Source organism: Haloarcula salinisoli (genome assembly GCF_019599405.1).
Taxonomy (GTDB): Archaea; Halobacteriota; Halobacteria; order Halobacteriales; family Haloarculaceae; genus Haloarcula; species Haloarcula salinisoli.
In genome coordinates this window covers 397,685-412,840 of sequence record NZ_RKLQ01000002.1, presented here as the reverse complement: position 1 = coordinate 412,840, position 15,156 = coordinate 397,685, and the positions used below count along the sequence as shown (strand labels likewise).

Annotated in this window: 16 protein-coding genes; 6 read left to right on the top strand and 10 right to left on the bottom strand. The window is 67.4% G+C overall.

The genetic code is table 11. From position 1 onward, the window contains the following. Positions 1 to 66 precede the first annotated feature (66 nt). The 3 genes from EGD98_RS11215 (at position 67) to EGD98_RS11205 (ending at position 3,383) form a co-directional block, all read left to right on the top strand. Positions 67 to 1,623 (top strand): HVO_2922 family protein, encoded by a 1,557-nt coding sequence (locus tag EGD98_RS11215; protein WP_220588460.1) that lies wholly within the window; start codon positions 67 to 69, stop codon positions 1,621 to 1,623. Between the two features lie 91 nt (positions 1,624 to 1,714). Continuing rightward, positions 1,715 to 2,185, top strand: coding sequence for a pyridoxamine 5'-phosphate oxidase family protein (locus tag EGD98_RS11210; RefSeq protein WP_220588459.1), 471 nt, complete (start codon positions 1,715 to 1,717; stop codon positions 2,183 to 2,185). 64 nt (positions 2,186 to 2,249) lie between these two features. Then, positions 2,250 to 3,383, top strand: a complete 1,134-nt coding sequence (locus tag EGD98_RS11205) for a thiolase family protein (RefSeq protein WP_220588458.1) — start codon at positions 2,250 to 2,252, stop codon at positions 3,381 to 3,383. A gap of 299 nt (positions 3,384 to 3,682) precedes the next feature. Here the strand turns inward: EGD98_RS11205 and EGD98_RS11200 are convergent, their stop codons facing one another. The 4 genes from EGD98_RS11200 to EGD98_RS11185 form a co-directional block, all read right to left on the bottom strand. Beyond that, positions 3,683 to 4,282: a DUF5789 family protein gene (locus tag EGD98_RS11200; protein ID WP_220588457.1), complete on the bottom strand. Its 600-nt coding sequence runs from the start codon at positions 4,280 to 4,282 to the stop codon at positions 3,683 to 3,685. A gap of 91 nt (positions 4,283 to 4,373) precedes the next feature. After that, positions 4,374 to 6,254 carry a cation:proton antiporter domain-containing protein gene (locus EGD98_RS11195; RefSeq protein WP_220588456.1) on the bottom strand — a complete coding sequence of 627 codons (1,881 nt, stop codon included), beginning with the start codon at positions 6,252 to 6,254 and terminating at the stop codon, positions 4,374 to 4,376. A 68-nt stretch (positions 6,255 to 6,322) separates the two neighbouring features. Then, on the bottom strand, positions 6,323 to 7,225 hold the full coding sequence (locus EGD98_RS11190) for an MBL fold metallo-hydrolase (RefSeq protein WP_220588455.1): 903 nt from the start codon (positions 7,223 to 7,225) through the stop codon (positions 6,323 to 6,325). Positions 7,226 to 7,273: 48 nt separating this feature from the next. After that, the gene (locus tag EGD98_RS11185; protein WP_220588454.1) at positions 7,274 to 7,510 is read right to left on the bottom strand and encodes a hypothetical protein; all 237 of its coding nucleotides are present in this window, start codon (positions 7,508 to 7,510) and stop codon (positions 7,274 to 7,276) included. Positions 7,511 to 7,630: 120 nt separating this feature from the next. Between EGD98_RS11185 and serS the strand changes: the two genes are divergently transcribed. Further along, entirely contained in the window at positions 7,631 to 9,013 is a 1,383-nt protein-coding gene (gene serS / locus EGD98_RS11180) for a serine--tRNA ligase (RefSeq protein ID WP_220588453.1), read from the top strand. Here the strand turns inward: serS and EGD98_RS11175 are convergent. The 4 genes from EGD98_RS11175 to EGD98_RS11160 form a co-directional block, all read right to left on the bottom strand. After that, positions 9,010 to 9,465, bottom strand: a complete 456-nt coding sequence (locus tag EGD98_RS11175) for an NUDIX hydrolase (RefSeq protein ID WP_220588452.1) — start codon at positions 9,463 to 9,465, stop codon at positions 9,010 to 9,012. The genes serS and EGD98_RS11175 overlap by 4 nt on opposite strands. Positions 9,466 to 9,618: 153 nt before the next feature. After that, positions 9,619 to 9,960 carry a nuclear transport factor 2 family protein gene (locus EGD98_RS11170; protein WP_220588451.1) on the bottom strand — a complete coding sequence of 114 codons (342 nt, stop codon included), beginning with the start codon at positions 9,958 to 9,960 and terminating at the stop codon, positions 9,619 to 9,621. Beyond that, positions 9,953 to 11,806 carry a redoxin domain-containing protein gene (locus EGD98_RS11165; RefSeq protein WP_220588450.1) on the bottom strand — a complete coding sequence of 618 codons (1,854 nt, stop codon included), beginning with the start codon at positions 11,804 to 11,806 and terminating at the stop codon, positions 9,953 to 9,955. The genes EGD98_RS11170 and EGD98_RS11165 overlap by 8 nt, the downstream gene beginning before the upstream one ends. 50 nt (positions 11,807 to 11,856) lie before the next feature. Next, positions 11,857 to 13,068 (bottom strand): hypothetical protein, encoded by a 1,212-nt coding sequence (locus EGD98_RS11160; RefSeq protein WP_220588449.1) that lies wholly within the window; start codon positions 13,066 to 13,068, stop codon positions 11,857 to 11,859. A gap of 82 nt (positions 13,069 to 13,150) precedes the next feature. On the opposite strand from EGD98_RS11160, the gene EGD98_RS11155 reads away from it, so the two are divergent. Further along, positions 13,151 to 13,666 (top strand): DUF367 family protein, encoded by a 516-nt coding sequence (locus EGD98_RS11155; protein ID WP_220588448.1) that lies wholly within the window; start codon positions 13,151 to 13,153, stop codon positions 13,664 to 13,666. Between the two features lie 3 nt (positions 13,667 to 13,669). Here the strand turns inward: EGD98_RS11155 and EGD98_RS21025 are convergent, their stop codons facing one another. Together EGD98_RS21025 and EGD98_RS11150 are read right to left on the bottom strand one after the other, a co-directional pair. Continuing rightward, entirely contained in the window at positions 13,670 to 13,792 is a 123-nt protein-coding gene (locus EGD98_RS21025) for a hypothetical protein (protein WP_268899162.1), read from the bottom strand. Positions 13,793 to 13,831: 39 nt separating this feature from the next. Beyond that, positions 13,832 to 14,899: an enolase-like domain-containing protein gene (locus EGD98_RS11150; protein WP_220588447.1), complete on the bottom strand. Its 1,068-nt coding sequence runs from the start codon at positions 14,897 to 14,899 to the stop codon at positions 13,832 to 13,834. A gap of 83 nt (positions 14,900 to 14,982) precedes the next feature. Between EGD98_RS11150 and EGD98_RS11145 the strand changes: the two genes are divergently transcribed. Beyond that, positions 14,983 to 15,132, top strand: coding sequence for a 50S ribosomal protein L40e (locus tag EGD98_RS11145; protein WP_220588446.1), 150 nt, complete (start codon positions 14,983 to 14,985; stop codon positions 15,130 to 15,132). Positions 15,133 to 15,156 lie beyond the last annotated feature (24 nt).

Below are 15,156 nucleotides of genomic sequence, written 5' to 3'. Positions count from 1 at the left end.
GGAACCGTACGACGTCGGTCATGACAGCTACCAAACTATATATGCTATATGTGCGTATATATGCCTATGGCATCTGACGGGATTCTTACCAGATGGTACCGGGGTCGTATCGGGACACCAACGACGGACGACGAGGTCTACGGTTACTGGCTGTTCGTGGCGGGTATCGTCCTGGGCGCGCTCGGGCTGGGGCTGTTCTACGGCGCCGGGTCGCGGTCGACGTTGCGCGAGTTCGGCTACGTCTTCGCCGCGGTCGGGGTCATCGCGCTCTTTGTCGGACCGACGATGCGGCTCCCGCTGTCGCGCAAGGCGCTGTTCGTCTCGTACGCGGCGGCGCTGGTCTCTTTGGCCGCGACGCTGTGGTTCACGCTCATCTACCCGGCCGGCTGGACCGGCCCCGAAGGGAACCCCGCGGTCACGCTGTACATGGCCGGGCTGGCACTCGCAGCAATCGGCGCAGTCGTCGCGCCGCTTTTGACCGGGCGCCAGGAGGCCTACGAACAGGCCCAGAAGACCGCCGCCGAGGCCACCGCAGCCGCCGAGCAGGCCAGTGAGACGGCCGAGCGAGCCACCGCCGAACGGTCGGAGCTGGCCGAGGACCTGGCGACCAGTGAGTCGGCCCGTGAGAACCTCTCGGAGCTGCTCGGCGCCACCGAGGGCGAACTCGACGCCGCACAGGCGGCTATCGCCGCCGCGATGGAGAGCAAGGCCACCTTCGAGCTGTACGCGGACAAGGCAGGCAAGCACCGGTGGCGCCTGCGCCACCGCAACGGCAACGTCATCGCCGACAGCGCACAGGGGTACGCCTCGCGCCAGAAGGCGATGCAGGGACTGCGCAGCGTCCAGACCAACGCCGCCGGCGGCGCCGTCGTCCTGCTTGCGGATGGCACCGAGGAGGACACCGTCGAGGACGTCCCCGAGGTGCCCGCGCCGGACAGTCAGGGGACCTTCGAGCTGTTCGAGGACAAGGGCGGGGAGTTCCGCTGGCGGCTGCGCCACGACAACGGGAACGTTCTGGCCGACAGCGGCGAGGGGTACGCCTCCAAATCCAACGTCCGACGGGCGCTGAAGAGCGTGCGCGCCTACGTCCCCGGAGCGGCCTACCTGCAGGTCGACCCGGTCGCCTTCGAGGTCTACGCCGATAAGGCCGGTCGGTACCGCTGGCGACTCCTCCACCGGAACGGCGAGATTCTGGGCGACAGCGGCGAGGGGTACGACACGCGCGCGGCGGCCCGGCGGGCCGCAAACGAGGTCCGAACGGTCGCCCCCGACGCCGACGACGAGTTCGAGGTGTACGAGGACAAGGGCGGGGAGTTCCGCTGGCGACTGCGAACGGACGAGGGTATCATCGCCGACAGCGGTGAGGGGTACACCGAGCGCAACAAGGCCGTGAACGCGGTCGAGCGAGTCCAACAGTACGCCGCCGACGCGGACCTGCTGGCCATCGGCAGCGCCGCCTTCGAGATATACGAGGACCGCGCCGAGGAGTGGCGCTGGCGGCTCCGCCACCGCAACGGGCAGATAATCGCCGACAGCGGCGAAGGGTTCGGGAAACGAAGCGGTGCCGTCGCCAGCATCGAGCGGGTCAAGCGCCACGGCCCCGCCGCCGACCAGTCCGAGTAAGCCGGAGCTGCCATCGCGGCGCGTTCGGCCCCCTCCCCAACCCGGGAATCGCCGAACCACTTATTCGCCGCTCGGCCGAAGTTATATTTGTATGACAGTTGAGGAGATACAGCTGACGGAGATGGACGACGACGCCATCAGGGCGTTCCTGGCGAATCGGAAGATGGGGGTGCTGGGCCTCCCGACCGACGAGATTCCGTACCTGCTCCCGATGTCCTTTGGCTACGACGACGCGGAGACGCTGTATTTCACGTTCGTCGGGGGCCCCGAGAGCCGCAAGCGCGGGCTCATCGAGGCGACCGACCGCGCGGTGTTTCTGACCTACGCCGCCGAGAGCCCCTTCAGCTGGGAGAGTGCTCTGCTGACCGGCAGGGTCGAGGCCATTCCTGACGACGAGTGGGACGATATCGTGCCGGTACTGGAAGCGGCCTGGCGCCCGGACGTCATCGAGGCCGCCATGGAGACCGAGGAGGTGAGCGTCTACCGGTTCAGCGTCGACGAGTGGACCGGCTACAAACACACCGGGCTCCCACCAGGGTTCGATGTCGACGAGTCGGTGTGAAAACCCCTCGTCCGTGGCTGTGAGTTTGTGAGGGTTTAACACGACTGCGGTCGTTGGGGCGGCCATGCCAACACCGGTTATCGTCAGCGCCGTCCGCACCCCGCAAGGCAAGGAGGACGGGGCCCTCGCGGGTGTCCGCAGCGAGGACCTCTCGATTCCGCTCGTGAACGAACTGCTCTCTCGGACGGGTATCGACCCCGACGCGGTCGAGGACCTGCTGTGGGGCTGTGCCCAGCAGCGGGGCGAGCAGGGCAACAACGTGGCCCGCGTCATCTCGCTGCTGTCGGACCTGGGCGAGGGCGTCCCCGGTTCGACCATCAACCGCTGGTGTGCCTCGTCGGCGGAGGCGCTGATGCGGGCCGCCGACGCTATCGCGGCGGGCCAGCGCGAGGTACTCATCGCCGGCGGCGTCGAGTCGATGTCGCGGGTCCCGATGGGCGAGAACACCCACAACGTCCACCCCCGCCTCGCGGAGCACTACAACATCGGCGAACTCCAGATGGGGATGACCGCCGAGAAAGTGGCCGAGGAAGAGGAGGTCAGCAGGGAGCGCCAGGACGAGTACGCACTCCGGAGCCACGAGCGGGCCGCCGACGCGACGGATTCGGGTCGCTTCGACGACGAACTGGTGCCAATCGAAACGGACGACGGGGCCGTCACCGAGGACGAGGGCATCCGGCGGGACACCTCGCTTGAGACGCTCGGCGGACTCCCGACGGTGTTCAAATCCGACGGGACGGTCACGCCCGGCAACGCCTCGCAGGTCTCCGACGGCGCGGCCGGACTCGTGGTCACGAGCCGCGAGTTCGCCGACGCGAACGGCCTGGACGTGCTCGCCGAAATCGGCGCCCACGAGGTCGTCGGCGTCGACCCGACGGTGATGGGTATCGGCCCGGTGCCGGCGGTCCGCCAGCTCACCGAGCGGACCGGCCGGGCCACCGACGACTACGACCTCGTGGAGCTCAACGAGGCCTTCGCCGCCCAAACCGTCTACTGCCAGCGGGAACTGGGCTTTGCCGACGACACGTTCAACGTCAATGGCGGCGCCATCGCCATCGGCCACCCGCTCGGGGCCTCGGGCGCGCGGCTGCCGGTGACGCTCGTCCACGAGATGAACCGCCGCGACGCCGAGCTGGGACTGGCGACCGAATGCGTCGGCTTCGGACAGGGTGCTGCTATCGAGTTCCACCGGGGCTGAGGGGGACAGGTACGGACTCGAACGGAGCGAGAGTCCGCTTTTTCGCCCACGTTTTTCGAGTCGTGCGGGACCGGAGGTCCCGCTGACCATGCGAACGGGTGCTCTGCGCCCGTGAGCAGAGAGCCGGTTGCGGGCTGTAGCCCGCAACCGAACGACGTGGCGGCAACGCCGCCACGCTCTCCCCACAGCGAGCCGTAGGCTCGCGAGGATACCCGACGAAGAAAAAGGTGGCAGCGGTGTGGCCATCGAGTTCCATCGCGAGTGAACAGTGTGACCGGGACCGAGGCGACCGGCGCAGTTCAGATTCCGAGCCACTCGTCGCTTCGGACCTCGTAGCCGCTTTCCCGGCAGAACTCGGCCGCCTCCCGACGAACCGACCGCGAACCCGGGGGCTTGTCGTTCTCGTGGGTCTGTTCGACGATCCAGTCGGTGATGACCGTGATTCCCTCGTCCTCGTCGTCGGCGTCGATGGATTTGAGCGCCCTGAGGGTCTTCTCGTAGGCCTCCCACTGCGAAGCGCCGAGTGGGTCCTGTGTCGCCTCGGCGTTGGCTTCCACGATTCGTTTCATCGCGGCGGCGATGGTCGGTCGCTGGACCCGCAGCCGAACGTCGTCCGGGGACTCGTAGGTCTCCGTGTCAGTCTCCGGGACGAGCGCGTCGACAGTCGCCGGTCCCTCCTCGGCGGGGAGTTCCACGTCGCCGACTGCCGCGACGATTTCGGCCCCCGTGGCCGGGAACTCGACCGCGTCGAGCTCCGATTCGAACGATTCGAGACCGGTGTCCGAGACCGGTGGTTCCGTCTCCTCGCCACGCTCTAGCTGTGCGAGCACGTCCCGCGCCCGCTGTCGTCGGTCGGCGTCGCGGGCTTGCTTCTCTCGGCCTCGTTTGTCGTCTGGCATCAGAAAATGTAAGCTGGCCAATCGGATAACGCTGTGGTCACGACACCACCGACTCGCGGGCGGTGTCGAGCGAGAAGGAAACGACTGGGCGCTATTGCTTGGTGACCAGCTGCATCCCGTCGCGTACCGACTCCTTGCGGCCAAGCAGCGTGACCATATCACCCTCCTGCAGGACGTAGTCGGCGGTGGGGACCTCGGCCTCCTTGTGGTCGCCGCCGCTGACCAGGGCGATGAGACAGGCCTCGGGCAGCATCGGCCCGACTTCCTTGACAGGTTTGCCGAAGACGTCAGGGTTCTTGACTTCGACCTCCTGGACGTCGCCGGTCCGGCCCACGTCGGTCATCCAGTGGGCGATGGCGGGGCGTTCGATCTGATTGTCGATAGCCCACGCCGTCGCCATCGCCGAGGAGATGGTCCGGACCCCGAGGTCCTCGAACGCCTCGACGTTGTCGGGGTTGTTCGCCCGGGCGATTATCTTGTCCACGTCGAACTTCGAGCTCGCCAGCTGGGCGACCAGCAGGTTCGCGTCGTCGTCGCCGGTCGCGGCCACGACGGTCTTTGCGTTCTCGGCCCCGGCCGACCGGAGCACGTCCGTGTCAGTGCCGTTGCCCGCCTTGACGCTGAACCCGGCGTTTCGGGCCTGTTCGACTATCTGTTCGTCCTGCTCGATGATGACGACGTTCTCGCCCCGGTCTTCGAGGCGCGTGGCGAGCGCGCGGCCCACCTGTCCGCCGCCGACGATGATGACTCGCATTGGTATCACGTCCAGTTTTTCCGCGATGTATCGGGCGAGACCGCCCTCGAAGACCGCCGTCAGCAAGATAGTGAGAAAGACCACGCCAAGCAGGATGCTCGCTTGCTCGGCCAGCACGGGGTTGCCAAGCTCATCGGCGGCGATTCGGAGCTCGACCGCAAAGAGCGTCGCGACCGAAGCCGGGATGATACCCCGCGGGCCGACGAAGCTCATGAACACGCGCTCCTCCCGCGTAAACCGGCCGCCCATCGTCGAGATGAACACGAGAATCGGTCGCAGCACCAGCGCGACGACGGCCACGACGGCCAGTCCCGGAAGCCCCAGATCCAGGAGCACGTCTATCTCTAGCAGCGCTGCTAGCGCGATGAAGACGAAGGACAGCACGAGCAACGTTATATCGCCCTTGAAGTCCTCGATATCGGCCTCGTAGGGGATATCGGCGTTCCCAAGCAGGAACCCGGCCACGGCGACAGCGGCGACGCCGGCCTCGGTGGCCTGCCAGTTCGCGACGGCGTAGGCCACCAGCGCACCGGCAAGCACCAGCAGTCGCGCGTTTCGGGGCGCACTGTCGGGCGAGAGGTCGACGTAGCGGATGAGATAGTAGAGGAGGGCAGCGACGATTACCCCCACGAGCAGCCCGGTCCCGAGCCGTCTGAAGAAGGCGTTCAGGAACCCCTCCGTCACGGCCTCGGGATTGACAGTCTTGAAGAAGACGATAGCGAGGATGGCCGCGGTGACGTCGTTGACGATGCCCTCGGTCTCCAGTGCGGCGGCCACCCGGTCCCTGACCGGCACGACGTCGAGAATCGGGGTGACGACGGTCGGGCCGGTCGCGACCAGCAACGCGCCGATGGTCAGTGCGAGGTTCCACGGGACGCCGAAGGCGTACTTGACGGCGGCAGCGGTCCCCGCAAGCGCGATGAGCGCGCCGATAGTCACCAGGCGAACTGCGGCCTGAGGCGCCTCCTTGATTCGCTCGATTTTGAGGTGGAAGGCCCCCTCGAAGACGATGATGGCAACGGCGATACCGACGATGGTCTGGAGGCCGCTCCCGAAGGTCTCTGCCGTGAGAATCTCCAGCCCGGGTTCGCCCAGCGCGAGCCCGGCAGCGATGTAGAAGATGATACTGGGGACCTGGAGCCGACTCGAGAGCAACTGCGCGATGACGCCGATAGCGATGATACCCGCGACGAGCAACAGTAGCTGGGTAGCGGCCATCTACACTGCTGGCAACGGTACTCCGGCGTATAAAACCCGTCATACGGCCCAGCGGCACGACGGCTCGTTCAGTCGGTGCGGTCAAGCATGACGAGCACGCCCCGCACGTTCAGCGCGACCTCCTCGCGGGCCTTGTGCTCGCCCCAGACCGCGGGCGTCTCGACCGTCTCGACGAAGTGGGAAACGACGGCATCGTCGTCGCCCAGTTCGGCCCGTTTCTCGCGGACAGCGGTGACCCACGCCTCCAGCTTCTGGGCGTACTCGTCGAGGCGGTCGCCAGTTTGCTCGGTCCCGAAGTGGGCGTACAGCAGCGTCTCGGGGTCGAGGTCCCGAATCGTCTCTATATCCGAGAGCGCCTGGTCGAGGTCGAAGTTCACCGGCGGACTGGTCACGTTGACCTCGTCGGTCGAAGGGGTAAAGAGTCCGGCAGCGTCGGCCACGAACACGCCGTCGATGGCCGGGTCGTGGAAGACGACCTGATGTGGCGCGTGGCCCGGCGCGTGGTGGGCTTCGAGTGAGTGGTCCCCCAGGTCGATAGCGTCGCCGTCGGTGAGTTCGACGATGCGGTCCTCGGGGACCGGCTTTGGCTCGGCGTAGTACTGCACCTGGTCACCGACGGCCTGCTTGGTCCCCTCCCAGAGCCGTGTCGGGTCCGCCAGGTGGGACGCGCCGATCTCGTGGACGTAGACGGTCGCGTTGGGACACTCGGGGAGGAGGTAGCCCACGCCGCCGGCGTGGTCGAGGTGGACGTGCGTGATGGCGATGACTTCGAGCTCCTCGGGGGCGACGCCGACCTCGGCCATCGTGTCGAGGATATTCTCGTAGCGAGCACCGATGCCCGTATCGACGAGCGCCGGCCGCTCGGCGTCGACGACGTAGACAGAGCCGTATTCGGGCACGTCGTACATCCCCGTGTCGACGTAGTGGACATCCTCGCAGTTCTCGGCGTCGTACACGTCACCGATTGCCATACTAGAGCGTGACTGCCGGCGTGGAAAACGGTTGTGCTGGGGGCGTCGTTACTCCTCGACGCCGGCCAGACTCGACATCGGCGTCGCCCCGGCGACGATGGCGCCCGTCGCGAGGATAGCCGCCGACAGGACGATGTAATCACCACTCGGGGAGTAGCCGGCCAGCCCGGCACCGACCTGGACGATAAACACCGTGATGAAGAAGCTAACGATGGCAAACACCAGCAGGACGATTGACGCGATGATACTACTGACTAAGGCACCGAACGAATCGAGAATTCCCATGAGATACTGCCTCGACTACTTCGTTCGTGACCACACGTATGCGAGTTGGGGTCTGTCCCCGGTCGCCGTCGGCCACGCGCGACCGACACGCCTAATTTCCGGCCCCGAGAACCGCCGACCATGTTATCGAGACAGTTCGTCCGGGAGAACCCCGAGACGGTCCGGGACGCCATCGAGCGCAAGGGCGTCACGGGCGTTGACCTCGACGAGATTCTGGCCATCGACGAGGAGTGGCGCGAACTGAAGGCGAAAGGCGACGGGCTGCGCCAGGAACGCAACGAGGTTTCCTCGAAGATTGGTAAACTCAAGCAGGAGGGCGAGGAGGAGGCCGCCCAGGAAGCCATTTCCCGCTCCAGCGAGCTCAAAGAAGAACTCCAGAACGTCGAGGAACGGGCCGACGAACTGGAGTCCCAGCTCGAAGACGCGCTGCTGGAGATTCCCAACGTCCCCCACGAGTCGGTACCCACCGGCGAGGACGAGAGCGACAACGTCGAACGCTACCGCGAGGGATTCGACGACCTGCGCGAGCTGCCCGACGACGTGACTCCCCACTACGACCTCGGTGAGGAACTCGACATCCTGGACTTCGAGCGCGGGGCGAAAGTCAGCGGCGGCGGCTTCCAGTTCGTCAAGGGCGAGGGCGCCCGGCTGGAACACGCCCTGGTACAGTTCATGCTCGACGTCCACCGCGAGCAGGGCTACTCCGACGTGCTGCCGCCGATTCCCGTCAACTCCGCGTCGATGGAGGGGACGGGACAGCTCCCCAAGTTCGACGAGGACGCCTACCGTGTCGGGTCTCGTCAGGACGACGACATCGACGAGGACGACCTCTGGCTCCTGCCGACGGCGGAGGTCCCGGTCACCAACATGTACCGCGACGAGATTCTGCTGGACGACGACCTCCCCGTCAAACACCAGGCGTTCTCGCCGAACTTCCGCCGGGAGGCCGGCGAACACGGCACCGAGACCCGTGGCTACGTCCGCGTCCACCAGTTCCACAAGGTCGAACTCGTCAACTTCGTCCGGCCCGAGGATAGCTACGACCGCCTGGAGGGACTGCTCGACGAAGCGGCTGCGGTGCTGGACGAACTCGGACTGCCCTACCGGGTGCTGGATATGTGTACCGGCGACATGGGCTTCACTCAGGCCAAGAAGTACGACATCGAGGTGTGGGCACCGGGCGACGACATGGAGGGTGGCCCCGACGTGGGCGGTCGCTGGCTGGAGGTCTCCTCGGTGTCGAACTTCGAGGAGTTCCAGGCCCGACGGGCCGGCCTGCGCTACCGACCGGAGCGCCACGAGTCGGCCGACTACCTCCATACGCTCAACGGCTCCGGGCTCGCGGTGCCCCGCGTGATGGTCGCCATCCTGGAGTACTACCAGAACGAGGACGGCACCGTCACCGTTCCCGAAGCACTGCAGCCCTACATGGGCGGCCAGGAAGTCATCGAGGGGTCGGCACCCATCGGCGAGAGTGCCGTCGGCGCCGGCGAGCGCGACTAGTCGCTCGCGACCGCGTTCGCACACAGATAGCGGACCTGCGGGAGCGTCGCCGGTGGGAGCGCGTCGGGCTCGGCCCACTGGGCCTCGAAGACCCCCTCGGCGGGGTTGGGCGCCGGCTCGGAGAGCAGGTCACAGTCGAAGACCGTGTACACCGACACCGACGCCGCCAGGCTGTCGTGGGCGTACCAGAACGTCGAAACGGGTTCGTCGATACGCGCCCGACAGCCGAGCTCCTCGACCAGCTCCCGGCGCAACCCCTCCGTTGGAGTCTCGTGGGCGGAGACGCCGCCGCCGGGGAGCGTCCAGAACGGCGTGCCGTCGCTGTGGCGCTCTCTGACCAGCAGTACCGCGCGGTCGCTGGTCACGAGTGCTTTCGCCCCTGAGCGGGGCTGGTATCGCCCGGAAAACGTCTCAGCCGTGGACTCCTGTCGCGACGCAAACCCGTTCACCATGGACACATCACTCCGGTCTGTGGGACATAGCTACTCGGTTCCTACCCGCTCGTCGGGTCGGTCGCGAGCCGCCAGCCGGTCGTGGTATGGTGGCGATACACATGATATGCAGTACCTACTGTCGCGGACGACCCGGTATATGTCTTGTCCCGCTCAGTGGGTGTAGGTCTGGATGCGGTCGATACGCCCGGCAGCGAACGTGAAGACGTCGACAAAGCCCACGATAGGCTCGCCGTCGGCGTCGAGCAGGCGCCCACGCACTGCGACGCTGCTGTCGTCCGTGAACACGGTGTCGACGGGATGGGTCGTGTCGGTCTGGGGTCGCTCCTCGCGCATGAACTGGACGAACCGCTCGCGGCCCTCGATGGTCCGGTCGGGGCGGTCGTGGACGAACGCCTCGGTGAGCAAGGCCCCCAGCAGGTCGTAGTCGCCGTCGTCTATCGCCCGGTAGTACGCCCGCGCCTGCTCGACCGGCGCCGTCGGTGGCTCACTCATCCGAACCGGACTCCCCGTCTGGCTCGTCGGCCGGGGGTATCGGCGGGCCGTCGCCGTCGATGGGGTCGGGGTCCGGTTCGGCCAGTTCGAGCTGGAGGTCCGGTCCGCCGTCGTCTGTTCCATCGCTCTCACTGGCGTCCGCTTCGTCACTCTCACCGTCGTCTGTTCCGTCGCTCTCACTGGCGTCTGTTCCGTCACTCTCACTGGCGTCCGTCTCGTCGCTCTCCCCCGCAGCTTCGCCGTCACTGCCGTCGGTCGCCATCGCCGCCGAATCGGGGGCCGTCGCGTCAGTCTGCTCGTCGGCCGTCACCGCCGGTCCCTCGCTCGACTCACCGGTCGGCAGTCCCTCGACTGCGACGGCAACGTCGCCGGCCGCCCCGTCGGCCGTCTCGGCCTCGTGGCCCTGGGCCGGCGCGTCCACGTCGCGCTCGCCGGCCGGGTCGCTGTCTGCTGGCTCGGCCATCGCGTCGACCGGCTCCTCGCTCTCGTCGGCCGACGCTGTGTCTCCATCCGACTCGTTTGTCGCCGGCGGGTCGATGGTGGACGGTGAGTCCTCGGTCGCGCTGGCGGCGGCCTCCGCCGTCTCGGTCTCGCTGTCGGCGGCCTCCACCGCTTCGGTCTCGCCGTCCGACGCACCCATCGGCGGCGTGTCGACGATGGACGTCGATTCCTCGGTCAGCTCCTCGACCGAGGGTTCTGACTCGGGGTTGTTGGCGGCGAGTTCGGCCTGAATCTCGGCCAGTTCGTCGTCGTCGATATCGTCGTCGGCCGCCGGCTCCGGGTCGGGCCCGTCCGCGGTGGCCGCCACCTGCTCCGCGGGGTCGGCGGACTCGTCGGTGTCTGTGTCCGGGGCCGCGTCGGTCGGCTCGTCGTCCGCGTCGTCGATGTCGAGGTCCAGGGCGGCGTCTTCGACGTCGGGCTCCGTCGGCAGGATGCTGTGGTCGTCGCTCTCGGCTTTCTCCAGGTTCTCCATCTCGGGGGGCCACTCGCCGTCCGGGTCGGGGGGTTCCCGGTACTCCCGGACCGTCGACAGCGGAATCTCGGCGTCGTCGCGCAGCTCCTGGCCCTCGGTGCCGCTCCCGCTGGAGTACGCGCTTGCCGACCGGGTCAGCCAGTCGGCGGCCTGCCACAGCGCGGTGGCCTTCTCGTTTGCCCCCTCGTAGATGGGGACCAGCGCGTCGTCGTCGACAAAGCGGACGGCGGTGTCGAACCGGTCGGCGGCCTCCTCGAACTCCTCGCGGGCCTGCTGGAAGTCGTGCTGGGCCATCACCCACTCCGTGTTCTGGAAGCTCTCCATCGCGGAGGTGAACGACCGGCGTCCCTCCGTGTAGTGGGCGTGCCCGACACGGTAGCGGGCGAAGGCGGTGTCGTCACCGCCCGTCTCGGCCAGCGCGTCCTTTATCTCCTCCACGCGGGGCAGCTCGGTCATGTCGTCGGTGCTCCAGCTGTAGGTGATGGTCCCGTCGTGGTCGACGACGGCGACGGCCCGCTCGACGAGCCGCTGGCCGATGTCGTCGACGAGGCCGATGTCGTAGCGCTCGGCGACCTCGCCATCCGTGTCGGAAAGCAGCGGAATCTTGAGGTCGTACTGCTCGGCGAACGCCCCGTGGCTGTACACCGAATCGGGGCTGATACCGAGGATGGTCACGTCCTTCTGCATCGTAAAGAGGTCGAGTTCGTCCAGGTCACAGGACTCCTCGTCGCAGGCGGGATTGAAGTCGCCGGGGTAAAACGCGAGGATGACGACGTCGTCGCCGAGATACTCGGCGAGCGCCACGCGGCGCTTCTCACCGTCGACTAGCGCCGGTAGTTCGAACCCCGGAGCGTCGGCCCCCTCGGAAAGCACACGCCGGTAAATGACCTGTCAGTACTTAATGGTGGCTGCAAAATCGATAGCTATGTCGCAGGCTCGTCGGCCTCGGACGCGACCGACAGCACCCGAGTGACGTCCCCGGTGGACGTCTCCACGAATACATCCAGTGAATCCGGGGGCTCGCCGGACAGCGTGACGCTGACGGTGTCCCCGGGTGTCAGCCGGCCGCTGCCGAACCGGCGGCGGCCGTCGCGTACTGGGACCGAGAGGCGCTCGACGGCGACTGGCTCGCCGGCCAGGTGGGTGACCGTCACCGTCTCGCCCTCCAGAGTGGCATCGAGCGTTGCCATCGGCGGGTACGTCCCGGTCGGGCCGTCGTCGCGGCGGCGCGTGAACGCGAGGTCGACGGCGTTCTCGTGGGTCCTGATGGCCGGCGTCGTCTCCGTCAACAGACCGTTGAACGCGTCTATGGCCCCGCTCTCGGCAATCGTCCGGATGTCCTCGACGACCGCCGACGGGTCGGCGGCGGTGAGCCAGAACCGGTCGTGCCGAATCTCTTCCCGGACGAACGACCCACGAGCGACCTGTTCCCCCTCGAGGGACTCGGGTGCTCCCCAGTCGGGGAACGCCGTCCAGGCCGGCGAGAGTCCGGTCGCGACGACCGGCCACCCCACCGAGTCGGTGTACTGCTCGAAGGCCGCCGACCGGTCGTGTGCCCTGGCTGCCAGCCCCGCACCGGCCGCGAACACCTGCTGGCTGAACGCGACGAAGCCCCGCTCGGGCTCGCTCCCGGTCGTGTTCAACACCCCCATGACGACCGCTTCGGGCGAGGCCGCAGCGACCCGGGCGGTGCCGGGCCGACGGTAGAACCGCGCCGAGCCGTCGCCGTCGTAGCGTTCGTATCCGCCCGCGGTCAGGGCGTCCTCGACCGCGGCCACGTCGTAGCTGCCGGGGTAGACGAGCGAGAGGGAGAGTGACCCAGTGCTGCTTGGCAGCCAGAGCGCCCCTTCCAGCTCGTCGACGGAGCGACCGAAGTAGTCCGTCGCGGCGAGGCCGGCGATGGACTCGAAGTCGGACGCGGGGAGCGTCGACCGCAGTTCCGTCAGGCGCGCGACGTTGACGGCGGTGAGACTCCCTTCCTCGACTGCCGGGACGGCCGGCAGCCACCGCCGGAAGGTCGGTCGGTCTCCCTCCAGGGCGGGAAACGCCGCCGTCGAGAGCCGCGCGTCCGACGGCGACTGACAGCCGGCCAGTCCAGCGGCGACGAGCCCGAGCAGCGAGCGCCGTGTTGGCATACGTATCACTGTCCACGCCGGTGTAAAAAACTCACCCACCCCACAGCGAGACGCTTTTGCCCGCTGGCCCGGTACGGCCGCTGTGGAGTTACACGTTCGCTACGAGGGCGACGACGACCCCGACAAATGCAGCGCCCGGAAGCTCGCCCGGTTCGACCTGGCCGAGCTCCACCGAGCGACCCGCTCGACACCGCCGGGCATCGTCTGCAACCCCTTCGCCGACCAGGCACTCTCGCCCGCCGACGCGCCGACGGCGGGTGACGGCGCGCGCCACGACCGCCTGGTCGCGCTGGACTGTTCCTGGGAGACCGCCGAGCGCGAGGCCTTTGACCTCCAGGGCGTCCACCGGTCGCTCCCCTTCCTCGTCGCCGGGAATCCGGTCAACTACGGCACCCCGTTCCAGCTCAACACGGTGGAGGCCTTCGCCGGCGCGCTCTGTATCCTGGGCGAGCGTGACCACGCAGAACGAATCCTCTCGAAGTTCTCCTGGGGCCACACCTTCCTCGAACTCAACGAGGAGCCCCTCGAACGGTACGCCGACTGTGCCGATTCGAGCGAGGTCGTCGACGTGCAGGACGACTATCTCGTCGAGGAGTGACTACTATAGGCGGCTGGCGCGACCGGCCGTCGGTTCGAGCAGCCCTGCGTCACAGTACGGACAGGCGTGTCGGGCGTGGGCTTCGAGCTCGTCCTCGATTTTGGTCCCACAGGCTGGACAGTACATATCGGAGGCTACCACGTCGCCACTAATGTAATTTCAGCTTCATTTCTCAGGGTCGGCGAAGCCGACACCGATGCCCCGTGGCTCGGCCGGCGGTGCCAGCGGACTGGACGGCAACCCCGCACCCGCCTCGGGGTCGTTGTACCCGCCCGGCGCGACGTCGTTTGGGGCGTCTGGATAGCACAGCGACGCCAGCGCCTGGATGTGGTCCCGGCCGACCCCGAGTTCGAACTGGCCGCCGCCGTACAGCTGGATGCCCTCACGCTCGCAGTAGGCGATGGTGTCGAGCACGGACTCGACGCTGCCACAGCGGGAGGGTTTCATGTTGAGGACGCTCGGCTCGAAGGGCAGGGCCTCGATGCTCTCGACGCCGGTGATGAGGGCGTCCCAGGTGACCCGCTCCTCGCGGCCCTCGAAGACCGGTCGGGTCTCCTCGGTCAGCTTCGGGTCCTCGAGGAAGGCGTCGGGCACGGCGTCGGCGACCCGGCGATAGAACTCGGGGTCGGCCTCGACGTCGACCTCGGTCCCCTCGTAGAGGCCCTTCAGGTCCAGCACCCGAACGTCGTAGTCGGCAAGCGTTTCCAGCAGGTCGTCGTCCCAGTCGGGCGTCGGGTCCAGCTTGAACGCGAGGTCGTCGTGAATCCGCAGGAGGTCGTCCAGACGGTCGGTCGTCGGCGGCTCGTCGTCCTGTGGGTTCGACAGCCGCGTCGAGACGACGAAGGCGACGGGGTCGTAGGCCCGACCCAGCGCCGCCCCCAGCGACGTCTCGCCCTGTTTCAGCGCCAGGTCCAGCGCCGCGCTCTCGAACCCCCACCGGCGGTAGTGGCGAAAGCGCTCCTCGTCCGGTGGGTCGGGCCACAGGTCGGCCTCGTCGAGCGCGTCGGAGAAGGTGTCGACGGTGTACTCGCCCGCGAGGTCCACCTCGTGGTCGACCAGCGCGTGGTGGGCGTCGTTCGTGTAGGTCACGTCCTCGCCCCGGCCAGTCTCGCCGTCACCCGACAACACGATGGTGGTCGTCGCCCGGTCGAAGCCGCTGGAGGTGGCTCGCTCCTGGAGTTCGAAGGCACAGTCCTCGACCGTGAGTGGGAGGTCCGCGACGTGGTCGTACATACCCCGAGAGAGGTGTGCCAGCCTGAAAACCGCGCCGGTGGGAAAACTCAAAGCTTAAACGCCCAGACAGGGAACCGACACGCATGGCCAGCTTCGAGAAAGCGTCAGACCGGATTCTGAACAAGCAGATCTGCATGCGATGTAACGCCCGCAACCCACAGCGCGCCCAGCAGTGCCGGAAGTGCGGCTACGGGAACCTCCGCCCGAAGGCCAAAGAGACCCGCTCCGCATAATTTTCCGCCACTCGCTGTTTTCCG

Coding starts and splice junctions, on each gene's coding strand:
- EGD98_RS11190 (WP_220588455.1), bottom strand. CDS start 7,225: ATGGCAATCGGTGACGTGTACGACGCCGAGAACTGCGAGGATGTCCAC.
- EGD98_RS11150 (WP_220588447.1), bottom strand. CDS start 14,899: ATGTACGACCACGTCGCGGACCTCCCACTCACGGTCGAGGACTGTGCC.
- EGD98_RS11185 (WP_220588454.1), bottom strand. CDS start 7,510: ATGGGAATTCTCGATTCGTTCGGTGCCTTAGTCAGTAGTATCATCGCG.
- EGD98_RS21025 (WP_268899162.1), bottom strand. CDS start 13,792: ATGTACTGTCCAGCCTGTGGGACCAAAATCGAGGACGAGCTCGAAGCC.
- EGD98_RS11170 (WP_220588451.1), bottom strand. CDS start 9,960: ATGAGTGAGCCACCGACGGCGCCGGTCGAGCAGGCGCGGGCGTACTAC.
- EGD98_RS11205 (WP_220588458.1), top strand. CDS start 2,250: ATGCCAACACCGGTTATCGTCAGCGCCGTCCGCACCCCGCAAGGCAAG.
- EGD98_RS11195 (WP_220588456.1), bottom strand. CDS start 6,254: ATGGCCGCTACCCAGCTACTGTTGCTCGTCGCGGGTATCATCGCTATC.
- EGD98_RS11210 (WP_220588459.1), top strand. CDS start 1,715: ATGACAGTTGAGGAGATACAGCTGACGGAGATGGACGACGACGCCATC.
- EGD98_RS11175 (WP_220588452.1), bottom strand. CDS start 9,465: ATGGTGAACGGGTTTGCGTCGCGACAGGAGTCCACGGCTGAGACGTTT.
- EGD98_RS11145 (WP_220588446.1), top strand. CDS start 14,983: ATGGCCAGCTTCGAGAAAGCGTCAGACCGGATTCTGAACAAGCAGATC.
- EGD98_RS11160 (WP_220588449.1), bottom strand. CDS start 13,068: ATGCCAACACGGCGCTCGCTGCTCGGGCTCGTCGCCGCTGGACTGGCC.
- EGD98_RS11215 (WP_220588460.1), top strand. CDS start 67: ATGGCATCTGACGGGATTCTTACCAGATGGTACCGGGGTCGTATCGGG.
- EGD98_RS11200 (WP_220588457.1), bottom strand. CDS start 4,282: ATGCCAGACGACAAACGAGGCCGAGAGAAGCAAGCCCGCGACGCCGAC.
- serS (WP_220588453.1), top strand. CDS start 7,631: ATGTTATCGAGACAGTTCGTCCGGGAGAACCCCGAGACGGTCCGGGAC.